Genomic DNA, 16260 nt, shown 5'->3' with positions numbered 1-16260 from the left:
GGAAAATTCAGCCCCTCAGTCCCATTCCAGCCCGCCGCGGCGCCAGACGTATGCGTAGGCGACGAAGACGGTGAGCACGAAGAGCAGCATCTCGACGAGCCCGAAGATCCCCAGGGAGTCGAAGGTGACGGCCCAGGGGTAGAGGAAGACGATCTCGATGTCGAAGACGATGAAGAGCATCGCCGTGAGGTAGTACTTGATGGGGAAGCGGCCGCCGCCGGCGGGCATCGGGGTGGGCTCGATGCCGCATTCGTACGCCTCAAGCTTCGCCCGGTTGTACCGTTTTGGGCCGATCAGCGTGGCCATGACCACGGAGAAGATCGCAAACCCTGCGCCGATGGCGCCGAGCACGAGGATGGGTGCGTAGGCATTCACGCTCCTCGCTCCTTCCAGTCGTCCTTGACCGTTGGACCGCTGCGCCGGCGTTGGGGGCCTCCCAGCGGTGGCCGGGGGGAGCCGCCCCGGGAGACCGCGGCCGCCGGAGCGGGGGCGATCGCATGTGAGGCAGTTCACAAGCCGGACTGGTGCGCATCTTATGCCTGCCGGTCTGTGATCTGCGACACGGGTAACAACACCGAGTTTGTGATCTCCACCACCTGACGAACGATCATGAAGCCCGACGAGTGGCGATCTTCATACGCAAGGCATCCACATGATCACCAAAGGTGACATCCGACCCCGTCATCGCAGGTGAAGGCGGCCTTGCACTATCAAACAATGGGCGCTACAGGCAAATTGGCGGCAGGGCGGCCCGGGTGATAAGGGAATCCGCCTCCCCCGGCCGGGGGAGCCCGGCGGTACGGAAGTGGACGGCCCTCCCGGCGCCGGGAGGATGTGCACCGGTTCACGAACCCGGGCGCCCGCACCGCGCCCCGGAACGCACGGACACCTCACGGTCGGATCACGGACCGGCCACGGCGCCCTCACGGCGGCGGGTGACTGTGACCTGCGACACACCCGGGAGGGCCCGCAAAAAGGAGGCTTGGCCATCTGTACGGGGGGATGGTAGGCGTGGATCAATTCGGACTTATTACTGAAACCCCATGATCACAGCCCTGTGAAGGGGTGTCCGATTCGTCCGTTACGGCGTCAATAAGAGTCGCGACGCGCCCGGTTGCCCGCCGTTTTCCGCAACTGTGGCGCAGACCACGTTTCTTGAAGGTGACCCTGCACCCCTGATAGCGGTTGTCCCATGTCCCACACCGCTCACATACCCAGCCACCGGAAGCCCCGCCGCAGCACCTCGAAGCTCGCGGTCCGCGCCGGAGTTGCCGGTGGCGTCCTCAGCACCCTGGCCATGGCCGGCACCGCGAGCGCGTCCCCGTCTACCGAGCCCGTGGCCGAGACGACGCTGGAGATGCCGGTCCTCAGCCTGGACCTCGGCACCGAGGTCTCCAACGCGGTCAACACGGCCGCCGAGAACACCCGCGTCGCCGCCGTCGAGGCCGCCGTCACCGGCGAGCTGAACGCCCAGGAGGAGAGCGCCCGTACGGGTGCCGCCGCCGAGGCGAAGCAGGCGAAGGAAGACGCCCAGAAGGTCGCCGAGCAGAAGGCCAAGCAGGAGGCCGACCGCAAGGCCGACGCCGAGCGCGCCACCCGCAACGGCGGCCGCTCCTCCCTGACCAGCGCCTCCGCCTCCGACGACGGCAGCGGTGCCGTGGTCAAGGGCGGCTCCAGCAGCGGCCGCTCCTCCGCGACCGGCTCCGCCGCGGCCATCGTCAACTTCGTCTACGCCCAGGTCGGCAAGGCGTACGTCATGGGCGCCACCGGCCCCTCCGCGTACGACTGCTCGGGCCTCGTGCAGGCCGCCTACCGCCAGGCGGGCATCACCCTGGACCGTGTCTCGCAGGACCAGTCCATGGCCGGCACCTCGGTCTCGCTCAGCAACCTCCAGCCGGGCGACATCCTGTACTGGGGCCCCAAGGGCAGCGCCTACCACGTCGCCATCTACGTCGGCGGCGGCAAGTTCGTCGGCGCGCAGAACCCCAGCGCGGGCATCGTCGAGCGCACGATGAGCTACGACATGCCGACGGGCGCGGTCCGCGTCCTCTGACCCACCCGGTCTCCGCGAGGTCCGGTGCTCCCCCGCTCGGGGGTGGAGCGCCGGGCCTTCGGCATGCCCGGAATCCCGCCCGCCGGACGGCCCGTACGGAACCCTCCGGGGCCCTGCGAAGATAGACGGCGTACCCGTGCGCCCGTTGCGATTCCCTGAGGTGGTGATCCCGTGAGCGGAACCTCGTGCGAGGAGTCCGGCGACGCCACCGCCCTCCCCGCCGCCCTCGGCCTGTGCCTCCTGTCGGTCGGCGGCTGGCTGTTGACCACCGCCCGCCCCTGGCGCAAACCGGGCACCCCCCTGACCCTGGGCCTCGGCTGGACCGTCTCCTGCGCCCTCCTGCTGGCCGGCCTGGTCCTCCTGGCGCGCTGCGTCCGGGCCGTCCACGGGGCCCCGGAGGGCGTCGAGGAGCCCGCGGACGGCTGAGCCGCCCACCGGGGACCCGGGGGCGGCTCAGGAGGCGTCTGGAGCCCGGCTCAGGCCTTCGGGGCCACCTTCGAGAGGCCGTTGATGATGCGGTCCATCGCGTCGCCGCCCGTCGGGTCCGTCAGGTTCGCCAGCATCTTCAGCGTGAAGCGCATCAGCACCGGGTGCGTCAGGCCCCGCTGCGCGGCGATCTTCATGACCTTCGGGTTGCCGATCAGCTTCACGAAGGCGCGGCCCAGCGAGTAGTAGCCGCCGTAGGTCTCCTTCAGCACCTTCGGGTAGTTGTGCAGCGCCAGCTCCCGCTGCGCCGGGGTGGCGCGGGCGTGGGCCTGCACGACGACGTCCGCCGCGATCCGGCCCGACTCCATCGCGTAGGCGATGCCCTCGCCGTTGAACGGGTTGACGAGCCCGCCCGCGTCACCGACCAGCAGCAGGCCCTTGGTGTAGTGCGGCTGCCGGTTGAAGGCCATCGGCAGGGCCGCACCGCGGATCGGCTGCGTCATGTTCTCGGGGGTGTAGCCCCAGTCCTCCGGCATGGACGCGCACCAGGCCTTGAGGACCTCGCGCCAGTCCAGCTCCTTGAAGGCGGAGGAGGAGTTCAGGATGCCGAGGCCGACGTTGGACGTGCCGTCGCCCATGCCGAAGATCCAGCCGTAGCCGGGCAGCAGCCGGTCCTGCGGGCCGCGCCGGTCCCACAGCTCCAGCCAGGACTCCAGGTAGTCGTCGTCGTGCCGGGGCGAGGTGAAGTACGTGCGCACCGCCACGCCCATCGGGCGGTCCTCGCGCCGGTGCAGGCCCATCGCGAGGGACAGGCGCGAGGAGTTGCCGTCGGCCGCGATGACGAGCGGGGCGTGGAAGGTGGCCGGGGTCTTCTCCTCGCCGAGCTTCGCCTGCACACCGGTGATGTGGCCGGTGCGCGGGTCGCGGACGGGCTCGCCGACGTTGCAGCGCTCGTACAGGCGGGCCCCCGCCTTCTGCGCCTGACGGGCCAGGATCTCGTCGAAGTCGTCGCGCTTGCGCACGAGTCCGTAGTCCGGGAAAGAGGCGAGTTCCGGCCAGTCCAGCTGGAGCCGCTGCCCGCCGCCGATGATGCGCAGGCCCTTGTTGCGCAGCCAGCCGGCCTCTTCGGAGATGTCGATGCCCATCGCCACCAGCTGCTTGGTGGCGCGCGGGGTCAGACCGTCGCCGCAGACCTTCTCGCGCGGGAACGCCGTCTTCTCCAGGAGCAGGACGTCGAGCCCCGCCTTGGCGAGGTAGTAGGCGGTCGTCGAGCCGGCGGGCCCGGCCCCGACGACGATCACGTCCGCGGAGTGTTCGGAGAGGGGCTCGGTGCGCTCGGTCACTGCGGGGTCTCCCGAAGGCTCGATAAGGGGTGCCCAACGGCACAGGACATGACGCAGTCTATGCAGCGAGAGAGATCGCGATCCGAAGGGCTGCCCCGATGACGACCTCCCCGACGACCCTGCCGCCGCTGCCGGCGGTCCGGCTCCGCGTACCGATCGACGAGGACGCGCGGGCCTGGCACCGCGTCTTCGACGACGCGGACGTGATGGAGTTCCTCGGCGGACCCGCGGAGCTGTCCGCGTACGAGGAGATCACCGCCCGCCAGCGGATGCACGACGCCCAGCTGGGGCACTGCCTGTGGACCCTGCTGGACGGGGCCGGCGAGGTCATCGGCTTCACGGGCGCGCAGCCGTGGCCGGCGCACAAGGAGTGGGGGCCGGTGGGGCGGATCGAGATCGGGTGGCGGCTGGGGCGGACCGCGTGGGGCAAGGGGTACGCGTACGCCGCCGCGCTGGCCACGCTGGAGCGGCTGCGGGAGGTCGGGGTCGAGCGGGTCTGCGCGGTGATCGACGCCCGCAACGTGCGTTCGGTGGCGGTGGCGGAGCGGCTCGGCATGACGCTGGCGGAGGAGTTCCCGGCGCCGCCCGACCGCCGCGCCCTGCGCTACGAGCTCGCGCTCGCGCTCGGCCGACCGTAGGCCCGCCGGCCCGGTGGGAGCCCGGCGGCCGGGTCAGAAGACGCTGAGGCCCGTCAGGGTCGTGAAGCGGTCCAGGGCGGCCACGCCCGCGACCGAGTTGCCCTGCGCGTCCAGGCCCGGGCTCCACACCGCGAGGGTGCACCGGCCGGGGACGACCGCGATGATGCCGCCGCCGACCCCGCTCTTGCCCGGCAGCCCCACCCGGTACGCGAACTCCCCGGCCGCGTCGTAGGTCCCGCAGGTCAGCATCACCGCGTTGACCTGCTTCGCCTCGCTGCGCGTCAGCAGCCGCGAGCCGTCCGCGCGCAGCCCGTGGCGGGCCAGGAAGCGGCCGGCCAGGGCCAGGTCCGCGCAGGTCATCTCGATCGAGCACTGCCAGAAGTAGTGGTCGAGCAGCGCCGGCACGGGGTTGTCGATGTTGCCGTACGAGGCCATGAAGTGCGCGACGGCCGCGTTCCGGTCGCCGTGTTCCTGTTCGGACGCGGCGACCTCCGGGTCGAAGCCGACGTCCGGGTTCCCGCTCTCCTGCCGCAGGAAGTCCAGGAGTTCGCTGCTCGCGTCACCCGTCAGGGTCTGGAGCCGGTCCGTGACGACGAGCGCGCCCGCGTTGATGAAGGGGTTGCGCGGGATGCCGTTCTCGTACTCCAGCTGCACCAGGGAGTTGAACGGGTTGCCGGACGGCTCCCGCCCCACCCGCTCCCACAGGCTGTCCCCGCCCTCGGCGAGGGCGAGGGCCAGGGCGAACACCTTGGTGATCGACTGGGTGGAGAAGGGGACCTGCCAGTCACCGGTGCCGAAGACGTTGCCGTCGAGGTCGGCGACGGCCATCCCGAACCGTCGCGGGTCCACCCCCGCCAGCGCCGGGATGTACTCGGCCGGGGTGCCGCTGCCGATGAGCGGGGCGACGTCCGCCGCGATGCGTTCCAGGAGGTGCTGGTAGTCCACGGGAGCCAACGGACGCTACTGGGCCTTGACGCCGCGGTGCAGGGCCACGATGCCGCCGCTGAGGTTGCGCCAGGCGACCTCGCCCCAGCCGGCCTTCTGGAGCAGCCCGGCCAGCGCCGGCTGGTCCGGCCACGCACGGATGGACTCGGCGAGGTACACGTACGCGTCGGGGTTCGAGGAGACCGCGCGGGCCACCGGCGGCAGGGCGCGCATCAGGTACTCCGTGTAGACCGTGCGGAACGGCGCCCACGTCGGCTGCGAGAACTCGCTGATGACGACCTGCCCGCCGGGCTTGGTCACCCGGTACAGCTCGCGCAGCGCGGCGTCCGTGTCCTGGACGTTGCGCAGCCCGAAGGAGATCGTCACGGTGTCGAAGACGTCGTCCTTGAAGGGGAGCCGGGTCGCGTCGCCCGCCGTCAGCGGGAGCCACGGGTTGCGCTTCTTGCCCTCGCGGAGCATGCCCAGGGAGAAGTCGCAGGGGACGACGTAGGCGCCGGTCGCGGCGTACGGGAGGGACGAGGTCGCGGTACCGGCGGCCAGGTCGAGCACCGTGTGGCCCGGACGGGCGGCGACCGCCTTCGCGGCCTCCCTGCGCCACAGGCGGGCCTGGCCGAGGGAGAGGACGTCGTTGGTGAGGTCGTACTTCTCCGCCACGCCGTCGAACATGGAGGCGACTTCGTGCGGCTGCTTGTCCAGGGAAGCCCTAGTCACTGGCGGTGGCCCCTCGCTGCTCGGTGTCTGCCGGTCGGTCGGCTCGTACGGGGCCATCCTCTCAGGCCCGCCCCCGGAGCGGAGCGGTGCCCTCACCCGGCCGGGGCGGCGGCGCTCCCGGGGCGGCGGCCCCCGCCCGGCAGCCCCCTCCGGGAGCCCCTACCGCCGCCGGTGCAGCAGCCGGCCGCCGATGACCGTCGCCACGCAGGTGGTCGCCCCGCGCTCCAGCAGCTCGGCCTCGTCCGCCACCGCGAACACCGCGAACCGGGCCGCCGCCCCCGCCTCCAGCACCCCGTGGAAGGCCTGCCCGGCGCTCTCCCGCCCGGTGAGCGGGTCCAGTGCGGGCGCGCCCTCGTAGGGGGCGGGCGGGACGACGGCCAGGCCCGAGCGGACCACCGCCGTGCGCACCGCCGGGACCGAGAACCGCCCGGCGACCGCCACCACCCCGCGCGCCAGCAGCTTCTGCGTGCCGCGCCGGGCGCTGTTGCCCCAGCGGGACTCGGTCAGCTTCAGGGCGTCGAGCGCCGCGGCACCGGTGACCGGGGCGGCGCCGAGCTCGGTGACCTCGTACGGGTCGTCCGGGTAGTACGTCCCCTCCAGCAGCACGTCCGCCCCGCGCGCCAGCAGCCCCGGGGTCAGCACCCCGGGCCAGCGCCGCACGCGGGCGTGCGGCGCGGTCGCGCCGAGCTCCCCGTACGCGCCCGTGCGGACGATCCGGTCGCCCTCCACCAGGACGGCGCCGGCCTCCAGCGGTGCGGCGCCGGGGCCGGTGACGAGGAGGTCGGCGGTGTGCAGCGTCAGCATCGGGGACCGGTCCGCGTCAGTTCGCGGAGATGAGCTTCAGCTCGGGGTGGGCGGTGCCCCCCTCGATGGCGGTCGAGGAGATGTGCGAGACGACGCGGTCGTCGACGGGGTCGTTCGCCGGGTCCTCGTGGACGACGAGGTGCTCGTACGTCGTCGCGCGCTGCGCCGGGACGCGGCCCGCCTTGCGGATCAGGTCGATGATCTCCTGGCGGTTCGAGCGGTGCTTGGCGCCGGCGGAGGAGACGACGTTCTCCTCCAGCATGATCGAACCGAGGTCGTCGGCGCCGTAGTGCAGGGCGAGCTGGCCGGCCTCCTTGCCGACGGTCAGCCAGGAGCCCTGGATGTGGGCGACGTTGTCGAGGAAGAGCCGCGCGATCGCGATCATGCGCAGGTACTCGAACACGGTCGCCTGCGTCCGGCCCTTGAGGTGGTTGTTCTCGGGCTGGTACGTGTACGGGATGAACGCGCGGAAGCCGCCCGTGCGGTCCTGCGTGTCGCGGATCATCGCGATGTGCTCGATGCGCTCGGCGTTGGTCTCGCCGGTGCCCATCAGCATGGTGGAGGTGGACTCCACGCCCAGCCCGTGGGCGATCTCCATGATCTCCAGCCAGCGCTCGCCGGACTCCTTCAGCGGGGCGATCGCCTTGCGCGGCCGCTCGGGCAGGAGTTCGGCGCCGGCACCCGCGAAGGAGTCGAGGCCGGCGGCGTGGATGCGCTGGATGGCCTCCTCGGCGGAGACGCCGGAGATGCGGGCCATGTGCTCGACCTCGGACGCGCCGAGGGAGTGGATGACCAGCTGCGGGAAGGCCTTCTTGATGGCGGAGAAGTGCTCCTCGTAGTACTCCACGCCGAAGTCCGGGTGGTGCCCGCCCTGGAACATCACCTGCGTGCCGCCGAGCTCGACGGTCTCCGCGCAGCGGCGCAGGATGTCGTCGAGGCCGCGGGTCCAGCCCTTCTTCGTGTCCTTCGGGGCCGCGTAGAAGGCGCAGAACTTGCAGGCCGTGACGCACACGTTGGTGTAGTTGATGTTGCGCTCGATGATGTACGTCGCGATGTGCTCGGTACCCGCGTAGCGGCGCCGGCGCACCGCGTCGGCGGCCTGGCCGAGGGCGTGCAGGGGAGCGTGCCGGTAGAGGTCGAGCGCCTCTTCCTTGGTGATCCGGCCCCCCTCGGCGGCGCGGTCGAGGACGGACTGGAGTGCGGCCAGGTCGGTCACCGGTGGGTCACCTTTCGGCGGTGTGTCAAGGGTCCGGACCGATCCAGCCTACGCCAGGGCCCCCGACCGGCTCCGCCAGGGGGCGGGGCCCCCCGGTCAGGGGCTGCGGACGAGGTCGCCCTCGGGGTTGCCGGCCCCCCTGTCGCCCGACCTGTAGTGCAGCGTGCCGCCGGGGTTGAGGGTGAAGCGCTCGTCGGCGGAGCCGCCGGAGCAGATGCCGGGGGCCGGATTGGAGCCGACCGAGCTGTCCAGGACCAGGGAGCCGTCGGTGGCGGAGGAGAGCCTCCAGTCGCCGCTGCAGTCGGTGCCGAGGACCGGAAGGACCGACTTGTCCCGGGCGACGACCTCGCCGATCCCGCCGGCCTTGATGGTGATCTCGAACTCGGTGGTGGCCTTGATGCTGGTGGTGACGCTGCCCTTCCACGTGCCGATGAACTGCTCGGGGACGTCCTTGCGGGACCCCTTCGGCGCGGAGGCGGAGGACGAGGGGGCGGAGGCGGCGGGATCCGGGGTCGAGGCGGTCGGGGGCTTGCCCACCGCCGCGTCCCGGACGTCCCCCTGACCGGGCAGCAGCCCCATCCCGTACAGCCCTCCGGACAGCGCCACCAGGGCGGCCGCCGCGCCGAGCACCAGGGTGCAGCTGAAGCGGCGGCCGGCCGCGCTGACGGTGACCCCGCGCCGCTCGTCCACCGGAACGGTCCGCGGCCCCGGGACCCCGCCGCGCCCCGCCGTCTCGGTGGGCGCCCCGTACACCCCGCCGCCCGTGGAGCCGGGGCCCGTGGCGCCGGGCCCCGCCCCGTACGCGCCGCCGCCGAACCCGGCTCCCGAACCGGGAGCGCCCGCGCCGGAGCCGTAGGGGCCCGCGGTCGCCGCGTACCCGGACGGGGTCCCGTACGAGGGGTCCGGCGTCCCGAACCCGACCCCGGCGGGCCCGCCGTAGGACCCTCCGTAGGACCCCCCGGTGAACGCCACCGGCCCTGACCCGGACCCCGGCCCGGACCCGTGGCCTGGCCGGGCGCCCGAACCGGCCGCGGCCCCCGCCGCGTTCCCGGATCCGGAGCCGGCCCGGGTTCCCGGACCCGCGCCCGCCCCGGGGAAGGCGGAACCGCCGGGCCCCGCCGGTCCGCCCCCGCCCTCGGAGGCGTCGGCGTCCAGGTCCAGCAGCGCCACCGCCGCCCGGCTCGCCTCCTCCACCAATGGCGCCGGCAGCCACCCCGGAACGCCCAGCGCCCCGCCCAGCACGGCCGCCAGCGCCTCGGGCGACGGCCGCTCGGACGCCGCCTTCGCCAGGCAGGCCGCGATCAGCCCGCGCAGCTCGCCGTCCGGGAGGGCGTCCAGCTCCGGCGGCTCGTGCACCACCTTGTAGAGGAGGGTCGCGGAGTTGTCCCCGCTGAACGGCGGCCGGCCGGTCGCCGCGAAGGCCAGGACCGCGCCCAGCGAGAACACGTCCGACGCCCCCGTGACCCCCTTGCCGAGGATCTGCTCGGGGGACATGTAGCCGGGCGAGCCGATCGACACCCCGGTGGAGGTCAGCGACGCGGTGCCGTCCGTGGCCCGGGCGATCCCGAAGTCGATCAGCCGCGGCCCGTCCAGGGTCAGCATCACGTTGGAGGGCTTCACGTCCCGGTGGACGAGGCCCAGCCCGTGCACCGCCACCAGGGCCCGGGCCAGCCCCGCGCCCACCGCCCGCACCGAGGCCTCCGGCAGCGGCCCGTGCCCGGCGACCGCCCGGTCCAGCGCGGGCCCCGCCACGTACCCGGTCGCCACCCACGGCACGGCCGCCTCCGGGTCGGCGTCCAGCACGGGCGCGGTCCACTCCCCGCCCACCCGCCGGGCGGCCTCCACCTCGCGGCGGAAGCGGGTGCGGAACTCCGCGTCGGAGGCGAAGTGGGGGTGCACCACCTTCACGGCGACGGTCCGGCCGCCCGCGCTGCGCCCCAGGTAGACCCGGCCCATGCCGCCCGCGCCGAGCCGGCCGAGCAGCCGGTACGCGCCGATCGTCCGCGGTTCGCCGTCTTCGAGCGCCTGCATCGGGTCCCCCTGTCCCCCGGGCTCCGTGGTCACCCGGACAGCAGCACCTTAGGGGGAGTCGGGCGTCAGCGGCGGTCCGCGCCCCACACCTCGCCCTCCCGCAGGACCGCGAGGGCGAAGGCCAGCCGCTTGTCCAGCCAGCCGTCCCGCTCGACCGTGTACCAGCGGGGGCCCTGGGAGGGCCGGAAGGAGAGCACGGTCTCCTCCCCCGCCCGCCAGAGCACCGGGTGGAGCGGGGTGTCCCCGGTGTCCTCGGCGCCCAGGCTCAGGACGTTGTCGACGACGCTGCCGAGGAGCTTGCCGACGCCCCGCCCGGCGATCCGCCCGGGTCCCCCCTCGGCCCAGCGGCGCGCGGCGGCCACCTCGGGGCGACCGGGCTGCTCCAGCCACCAGCCGTGCCGGACCAGCCGCTGGGCCGCCGGGGTGCGGTGGACGGTGCCGGCCTCCCGCCCGGCCGCGTCGGTCACCCGGTGGCGGTCGCCGCCGGGGCCGTCCGGGGCCACCGCGCACAGCAGCCGGGCGCGGCCCTCGTCCTCGTACAGCCGGAAGCCCGCCTGCCGCAGCGGGGCGCCGTCCGGCCCTGACGGCACGATGTACACCGCCGGGACCATGTACTCCTCGCCGCCGTGCAGGCGCGGGACGCGCAGGGCGTGCGCCCCCGTGCCCCGCTTGGACGCGCGGACCGCGTCGCGCAGCGACCTGCCGACCGTGAACCTGGTGATCTCCTCCCAGGGCACCGGCCCAAAGGACTCGCCGGTCATGTTCCTGCCGAATGCCATCCGCTTCCCCGCCCTCCCGCCCGCATTCCCCGCGGCACATCTTCTTCCGCTTCTTCGGACGCGTGCGACGGAAATGCGAAAGGCGAACGAATTACCGGCAAACGGAACATTCCCGTGCCGTGAAGCGGAAGATCCCGGGGAAGATCCCCGGGGTATTGGTGATCAACGTTCGGGAGCGCCCGCCTTCAGCAACTCCACGGTCACATCTGCCGCGTAGCCCGTGTCCGCCCCCGTACGGCGTGCGAATTCCCTGACGCCCGCGAGTTGTTCCGGGCCGAAGCGGAAGTCGAGGGTGGTGAAGTAGCGCTGGAGCAGCCCGGCGTCGAAGGCCTCCCAGCGGGCCGCCTGCTCGGCGACCTTCACGACCTCCTCCAGGGAGAGGTCCCGGGAGGCGAGGAAGGCCTCGTGGGCCTCGCGGACGATCTCGGGTTCGCGGGCCAGGTAGTCCTTGCGGGCGGCCCAGACGGCGAAGACGAACGGCAGCCCCGTCCACTCCTTCCACATCTGGCCGAGGTCGTGCACGGCCAGCCCCAGCCGGGGGGCGTCGTGCAGCGAGGCGCGCAGCGCGGCGTCCCCGATCAGCACCGCCGCGTCGGCCTCCTGCATCATCAGCCCCAGGTCAGGGGGGCAGGTGTAGTAGTCGGGCCGCACCCCGTACTGCTCGGCGAGCAGCAGCTGGGCGAGGCGCACGGAGGTGCGCGAGGTCGAGCCGAGCGCCACCCGGGCCCCGTCCAGCCGTTCCAGCGGGACCTGCGAAACGATCACGCAGGACATCACGGGGCCGTCGCAGCCGACCGCCAGGTCGGGGAAGGCGACGAGCTGGTCGGCGTTGCGGAGGAACTCCACGAGGGTGATCGGCGCGATGTCCAGGTCCCCCTGCACGAGGCGCTCGCTGAGCTTCTCGGGGGTGTCCTTGGTCAGCTCCATGTCCAGCAGCGTGCCGGTGCGCGCGAGCCCCCAGTAGAGGGGCATGCAGTTCAGGAACTGGATGTGGCCGACCCGGGGCCGGCTGCGATAGACGTCCACATCGCGAGACTAGCCGCGCTTCTCCGTCAGCGATCGAGCGGGTCTCAAACGTCCGGGTGACGTGATCTTTCCCTCTGGTCTCGCCCCGAGGGTGCGTGCTAGGCTCGACGCAAGTTGCAGTTTGGTTTCCCTTGCAGTACGAGGCCTGCGGAGCATGTAACCCGCAGGCTTTTGTAGTTTTCAGACTTCTTAGCAGGTTCTGGAGCAGGGCGACCCTTTGGCCCATAGGAGGGCTCATGGCTACCGGAACCGTGAAGTGGTTCAACGCTGAAAAGGGCTTCGGCTTCATCGCCCAGGACGGCGGCGGCCCGGATGTCTTCGTCCACTACTCCGCGATCAACGCCTCTGGCTTCCGCTCCCTCGAGGAGAACCAGCAGGTGAACTTCGACGTCACGCAGGGTCCGAAGGGCCCGCAGGCGGAGAACGTCACCCCGGCCTAGTCGCCAGGCCGACCGGATCGCGGTCGGATATCGCAGTACCCAAGGAGCCCTGCCCCTCCGTGCGAACGGAAGGGGCGGGGCTCCTGCCTTTTCCCTCCGGAGCAGTGCCCCACCGCCGTTCGGGGCCGAGTCGTGGTTCCCCTGAGTGATGAACCGGTCACGTTGCGTGCACTTCGGGAGCGGGTCCGGGATGTTCGAACGCGAACACCAGGCCCGAACTCACGGAGGATCAGATGACGAAGCTCGCTTGGGCCGCACGGGGGATTTCGGCGGTGTCGGGGGCGGTGCTCCTCGGCGCGCTCATGGCGCCGTCCGCGGTCGCCGGCGGGGGCGCGGACCACGACCCCCAGCACAAGAAGAAGGGCTCCCATTCCGCCAAGGCCGCCATGCAGCACAAGCAGGCCGGGCCGGCCAGGTCCGAGGACGACCGGCACGACGAGCGGCAGGACGAGCACAAGAAGAAGTGCTCCACCGCGCGCGACATCAGCACCGCCGCTCCGGACTACATCAACTTCGACCCCGGCGTGATCTTCCACGTGGCGACCGACCGGCACGGCCACGCCTTCCTCAACGACAGCCGCAACCCGGGCGTCTGGATCAACCTGGGGATCCTCGCCAACGCCCCCCAGTGCGTCACGGACACCGCCGCCTCGGTCACCGAGAGCAACCCCGGCTACCTGTACGTCAACCTGCTGGGCAAGGACGGGGTGATCCACCAGGCCCGGTGCACCACCTCGAACACGCCGTTCACCCCGGCGAACCTGGCGGCCGCCTGCGGCACCGGCTTCTCCCCCGTCCAGGACACCCCCGTATAAGGGTTCCCCCGGGGCCCCGTACACGACGGCACGGCCGGTCGCCCTGGGCGACCGGCCGTGCCGTCGTACGTGCGGGAGCGGGTCAGACGACCTTGACGTCCAGGACCAGCTCGGCCCCGTCCGCCGTGGTCAGCCGCAGGTGGTACGTGCCCGCCGGCACGCCCGCCGTCAGCAGCTCCGGCAGGGAGACCTTCCCGTCGGCCTTGGTCTTGGGCAGCTCCAGGGTGAACAGCTTCTGGTCGGCCGTCGCGCCCTTGAAGAAGGGGCCCTTCGCCGTCTTCGGGTCCACCGGGACCCAGGCGCCGGGCTTGCCGGTGACCAGCGCCGCGGTGACCTGGACGCCGGTCTGCGCCGTGCCGCCGCGGGCGGCCAGGAACTCCAGGCCCTCGACCGGGGTGCCGGCCGCGACCTCGACGGCCTTGGTGCCGTCCGTCCGGGTGAGCGCCAGGGGCTGCTCGGCCGGCTTCGCGGTGACCTTGCCGTCCAGTGCCACCGTGAACTGGCCCTTGGCGTCGTAGGCCGTGGCCCGCAGGGTGAAGGTGCCCGCCTTCGGGCCCGCCTTGAGCCGCGGCGCGGCCGCGACGCCCTGGGCGTCGGTCCGGACGACCACGCTCGACTGGTCGCCGAAGACGAAGCCCGTCCCGCCGGTGGTGTCCTGCTCCACGGCGACGACGACGGCCTGGCCGACGGCCGGCTTGCCGTCGCTGAGCACCGCCTTGAACCGGACGCCGTCCGCGAACGTGCTGCCGGCCTCCGCCTCCAGCGCGGCGTCGCCCACCCGCTCCAGCTTCGCCAGCGTCGCGGGCGCCGGGGTCGGCTTGGACGGCTCCGGCGTGGGCTTCGACGGCTCGGGGGTGGGCTTCGGGGTGGGCTTCGGGTCCGGCTTGGGCGTCGGCTTCGGCGCCTGCGGGTTCGGGGCCGGGACGTGCGGCGGGGTGGGCACGGTCGGCGTCGGCGGGGTCGGGTAGGTGCCGACGGGCGGGTTCGGGATCCCGGCGGTGCCGTCCTGCTGGTACTGGCGCATGTAGCCGAGCACGCTGTTCACGTACTCGCGCGACTGGTTGTAGCTGAGGATCGCCTTGTCGAGGTCGGCGGGGTTGGAGAGGTCCTTGCCGCCCGAGCAGAGGTAGAGGCCCGCGCCGAGGGCCGCGTCGTAGATGTTGTTCGCGTCGCGCTTGCCGTCCCCGTTGCCGTCGGCCTTCCAGGTGGCCCAGGTGGAGGGGATGAACTGGAGCGGGCCGAAGGCGCGGTCGTACTCGGTGTCGCCGTCGAACTCGCCCTTGTCGGTGTCGAGGATCTTCGCGAAGCCGTTGCCGTCGAGGCGCGGGCCGCGGATCGGCCGCTCGGTGGTGCCGTCCTCCTTGAGTCCGTAGCCGGAGGCGTGCACGGACTCGATGCGGCCTATGCCCGCGATCAGCTGCCAGGGCAGCTTGCACTGGGGGAGCGCGGCGGCGACGGCGGTCTCGGCGCGCTTGTAGGCGTCGAGGGCGGTCGCGGGGATGCCGGCGGCGCCCTCGGCGGCCGTTCCCCCCGCGCCGGCGGCGGGCGGGACCACGGGGTCGGCGAGCTGGCCCGGCAGGTCGAGGCGGGCGTCACCGCGCTCGGCGGCCTGCGGGCTGTCCGGGGTGGGGTCGGCCTCGCCCGCGCCGGCGACCGGCGTGTTGGTCACGACGGCGGCCGTGGTGAGGCTGGCGGCGAGGGCAGCCGTGCACAACACCTTGCGCGAGGTGTTGACTACATGACGGTGAAGCGGCTTCACGGTGCGGCGATCCCCCCAAGGCGGCCGGCGAAGTCAGGCGCACGGCCGGTCGGGCCGTGATTGTTCTGTCTATCAGGTATTCGGATCCGACTCGCCGTCGCCCCCGCAGATATGACGCACCATTCGTCTCGGCTTCACCCGTCTGTGGCCCAGGACGTCCAGCCCGCCTCCTGCGGCCCTCCGGCCCGGCCCGACCGGGACGTCCAATCCTGCCTGGAACACCCCAAAGCCCACACTCGCCTGGTTTGTTGGAAATTGCCCCGGTTCCATGGCGGGCGCCGGCAAGCAGGACCGAGTGGTCGTCCGGTACGTCGAGGACCTGGAGACGATCGCCCCGGAGGCCTTCGACCAGCCGGCCGCCTCGAACCGGAAGCCGTGACACCCCGGGATCGAATGACCTGAAGTCGCCCCCGTTCCTGGTAGTTTCAGGCCAGACGAGAGCACTGGTGTGCGACTCCTCCTCCTTCCGTGCGGACATCCGGAAGGCGGAGCGGGCCGTGGTCCGGGCCGTTCGCCGCCCTGCCTCCGCCCGCCGGCCGCCGCTCTCGAAGCCCGCGCCGCCGATCCCGAAGGCCTGCCATGACCACCCCGCCGCCGCAACAGCCCATACCGAACCCGTACTCCGGCACCCCGGCCCCGCCGAACCCGTACGCGGGCACCACCGCCCAGCAGCCGAACCCGTACGCCCAGCCGGCCGGAGGGCCGCCGATGGGCCAGCCCGGCCAGCCCGGCCAGCCCGGCCAGCCCGGCCAGCCGCCGATGGGCTATCCGGCCGCTCCGGGCGCCGTGCCCCCGGGCGCCGTGCCCCACGACCCCGCGTACGCGCCCCCGTACGCCCACGCGCCCGCGCCCGGCTGCCGCAACTGCGGGGCCCCCGAGGCGGCGAACTTCGCGGTCCGTGCCCACGTCGGCGTGCTGATCATGATGCGCTTCCACACCCTCAACGGGCCCTTCTGCCGCCGGTGCGGCCGGGCGCTGGTCCGCATCATGACCACGAAGACCCTGTGCCAGGGCTGGTGGAGCCCCTTCTCCCTGGTGATCTTCACGCCGTTCACGCTGCTCTGGAACCTGATCGCCTCGATCAAGTTCGGCAAGCTCCCGGAGCCCACCCCCGCGCCGGGCCGCCAGCCGCTGGAGGAGGGCCCGCCGGTGCACGCCCGGCCGCTCGCCTACGTGGCGATCGTCCCGCTGCTGTGGTTCACCTGGGTCGCCGTGAACATCTACCTGGATGCCTCCGGGCGCCGCTGAGCCGCCGGCGCCCCGTCCGGGCCCCC

Annotated in this window: 16 protein-coding genes; 6 read left to right on the top strand and 10 right to left on the bottom strand. The window is 72.7% G+C overall.

All coding sequences use genetic code 11. From position 1 onward, the window contains the following. Positions 1-15: 15 nt before the first annotated feature. On the bottom strand, positions 16-375 hold the full coding sequence (locus tag AB0469_RS35650; RefSeq protein WP_045946775.1) for an NADH-quinone oxidoreductase subunit A: 360 nt from the start codon (positions 373-375) through the stop codon (positions 16-18). 817 nt (positions 376-1192) lie between these two features. Between AB0469_RS35650 and AB0469_RS35645 the strand changes: the two genes are divergently transcribed. Together AB0469_RS35645 and AB0469_RS35640 are read left to right on the top strand one after the other, a co-directional pair. Then, entirely contained in the window at positions 1193-2053 is an 861-nt protein-coding gene (locus tag AB0469_RS35645) for an NlpC/P60 family protein (RefSeq protein ID WP_366455680.1), read from the top strand. A gap of 171 nt (positions 2054-2224) precedes the next feature. Next, positions 2225-2479 carry a hypothetical protein gene (locus tag AB0469_RS35640; RefSeq protein WP_366455679.1) on the top strand — a complete coding sequence of 85 codons (255 nt, stop codon included), beginning with the start codon at positions 2225-2227 and terminating at the stop codon, positions 2477-2479. A 50-nt stretch (positions 2480-2529) separates the two neighbouring features. Here AB0469_RS35640 and AB0469_RS35635 read toward each other — a convergent pair whose 3' ends face one another. Further along, positions 2530-3822: a geranylgeranyl reductase family protein gene (locus AB0469_RS35635; protein ID WP_042814020.1), complete on the bottom strand. Its 1293-nt coding sequence runs from the start codon at positions 3820-3822 to the stop codon at positions 2530-2532. Between the two features lie 98 nt (positions 3823-3920). Here AB0469_RS35635 and AB0469_RS35630 point away from each other — a divergent pair, with 98 nt between their 5' ends. Beyond that, the gene (locus tag AB0469_RS35630; protein WP_366455678.1) at positions 3921-4460 is read left to right on the top strand and encodes a GNAT family N-acetyltransferase; all 540 of its coding nucleotides are present in this window, start codon (positions 3921-3923) and stop codon (positions 4458-4460) included. 33 nt (positions 4461-4493) lie between these two features. Here AB0469_RS35630 and AB0469_RS35625 read toward each other — a convergent pair whose 3' ends face one another. The 7 genes from AB0469_RS35625 to AB0469_RS35595 all read right to left on the bottom strand — a co-directional run bounded on the left by AB0469_RS35625 (position 4494) and on the right by AB0469_RS35595 (position 11972). Further along, positions 4494-5405 (bottom strand): glutaminase, encoded by a 912-nt coding sequence (locus AB0469_RS35625; protein ID WP_366455677.1) that lies wholly within the window; start codon positions 5403-5405, stop codon positions 4494-4496. Between the two features lie 15 nt (positions 5406-5420). Next, complete coding sequence (locus AB0469_RS35620) at positions 5421-6116, bottom strand: demethylmenaquinone methyltransferase (protein WP_366455675.1); 696 nt, start codon at positions 6114-6116, stop codon at positions 5421-5423. Between the two features lie 159 nt (positions 6117-6275). Beyond that, positions 6276-6920: a hypothetical protein gene (locus tag AB0469_RS35615; RefSeq protein WP_366455674.1), complete on the bottom strand. Its 645-nt coding sequence runs from the start codon at positions 6918-6920 to the stop codon at positions 6276-6278. A 16-nt stretch (positions 6921-6936) separates the two neighbouring features. Next, positions 6937-8136: a cyclic dehypoxanthinyl futalosine synthase gene (gene mqnC, locus AB0469_RS35610; RefSeq protein WP_366455673.1), complete on the bottom strand. Its 1200-nt coding sequence runs from the start codon at positions 8134-8136 to the stop codon at positions 6937-6939. Between the two features lie 96 nt (positions 8137-8232). After that, positions 8233-10200 (bottom strand): serine/threonine-protein kinase, encoded by a 1968-nt coding sequence (locus tag AB0469_RS35605; RefSeq protein WP_366455672.1) that lies wholly within the window; start codon positions 10198-10200, stop codon positions 8233-8235. A gap of 32 nt (positions 10201-10232) precedes the next feature. After that, positions 10233-10946, bottom strand: a complete 714-nt coding sequence (locus AB0469_RS35600; RefSeq protein ID WP_366455671.1) for a hypothetical protein — start codon at positions 10944-10946, stop codon at positions 10233-10235. 162 nt (positions 10947-11108) lie between these two features. Further along, a complete protein-coding gene (locus AB0469_RS35595; RefSeq protein ID WP_366455670.1) occupies positions 11109-11972 on the bottom strand; it encodes a menaquinone biosynthesis protein in 864 nt (287 codons plus the stop codon). 236 nt (positions 11973-12208) lie between these two features. Between AB0469_RS35595 and AB0469_RS35590 the strand changes: the two genes are divergently transcribed. Together AB0469_RS35590 and AB0469_RS35585 are read left to right on the top strand one after the other, a co-directional pair. Then, the gene (locus AB0469_RS35590; RefSeq protein ID WP_007265804.1) at positions 12209-12412 is read left to right on the top strand and encodes a cold-shock protein; all 204 of its coding nucleotides are present in this window, start codon (positions 12209-12211) and stop codon (positions 12410-12412) included. 233 nt (positions 12413-12645) lie between these two features. Continuing rightward, complete coding sequence (locus AB0469_RS35585; RefSeq protein ID WP_366455669.1) at positions 12646-13227, top strand: hypothetical protein; 582 nt, start codon at positions 12646-12648, stop codon at positions 13225-13227. A gap of 82 nt (positions 13228-13309) precedes the next feature. Here AB0469_RS35585 and AB0469_RS35580 read toward each other — a convergent pair whose 3' ends face one another. Further along, entirely contained in the window at positions 13310-14986 is a 1677-nt protein-coding gene (locus AB0469_RS35580) for a lytic transglycosylase domain-containing protein (RefSeq protein ID WP_366455668.1), read from the bottom strand. Between the two features lie 579 nt (positions 14987-15565). Here AB0469_RS35580 and AB0469_RS35575 point away from each other — a divergent pair. Further along, the gene (locus AB0469_RS35575; protein ID WP_366455667.1) at positions 15566-16234 is read left to right on the top strand and encodes a hypothetical protein; all 669 of its coding nucleotides are present in this window, start codon (positions 15566-15568) and stop codon (positions 16232-16234) included. Positions 16235-16260 lie beyond the last annotated feature (26 nt).

It is taken from the genome of Streptomyces sp. NPDC093801 (assembly GCF_040701585.1).
Lineage (GTDB): Bacteria > Actinomycetota > Actinomycetes > Streptomycetales > Streptomycetaceae > Streptomyces.
The sequence above is the reverse complement of the archived record's forward strand: the minus strand, read 5'-3'. Positions and strand labels throughout refer to the sequence as shown.

Coding starts and splice junctions, on each gene's coding strand:
- AB0469_RS35645 (WP_366455680.1), top strand. CDS start 1,193: ATGTCCCACACCGCTCACATACCCAGCCACCGGAAGCCCCGCCGCAGC.
- AB0469_RS35630 (WP_366455678.1), top strand. CDS start 3,921: ATGACGACCTCCCCGACGACCCTGCCGCCGCTGCCGGCGGTCCGGCTC.
- AB0469_RS35615 (WP_366455674.1), bottom strand. CDS start 6,920: ATGCTGACGCTGCACACCGCCGACCTCCTCGTCACCGGCCCCGGCGCC.
- AB0469_RS35600 (WP_366455671.1), bottom strand. CDS start 10,946: ATGGCATTCGGCAGGAACATGACCGGCGAGTCCTTTGGGCCGGTGCCC.
- AB0469_RS35590 (WP_007265804.1), top strand. CDS start 12,209: ATGGCTACCGGAACCGTGAAGTGGTTCAACGCTGAAAAGGGCTTCGGC.
- AB0469_RS35585 (WP_366455669.1), top strand. CDS start 12,646: ATGACGAAGCTCGCTTGGGCCGCACGGGGGATTTCGGCGGTGTCGGGG.
- AB0469_RS35575 (WP_366455667.1), top strand. CDS start 15,566: ATGACCACCCCGCCGCCGCAACAGCCCATACCGAACCCGTACTCCGGC.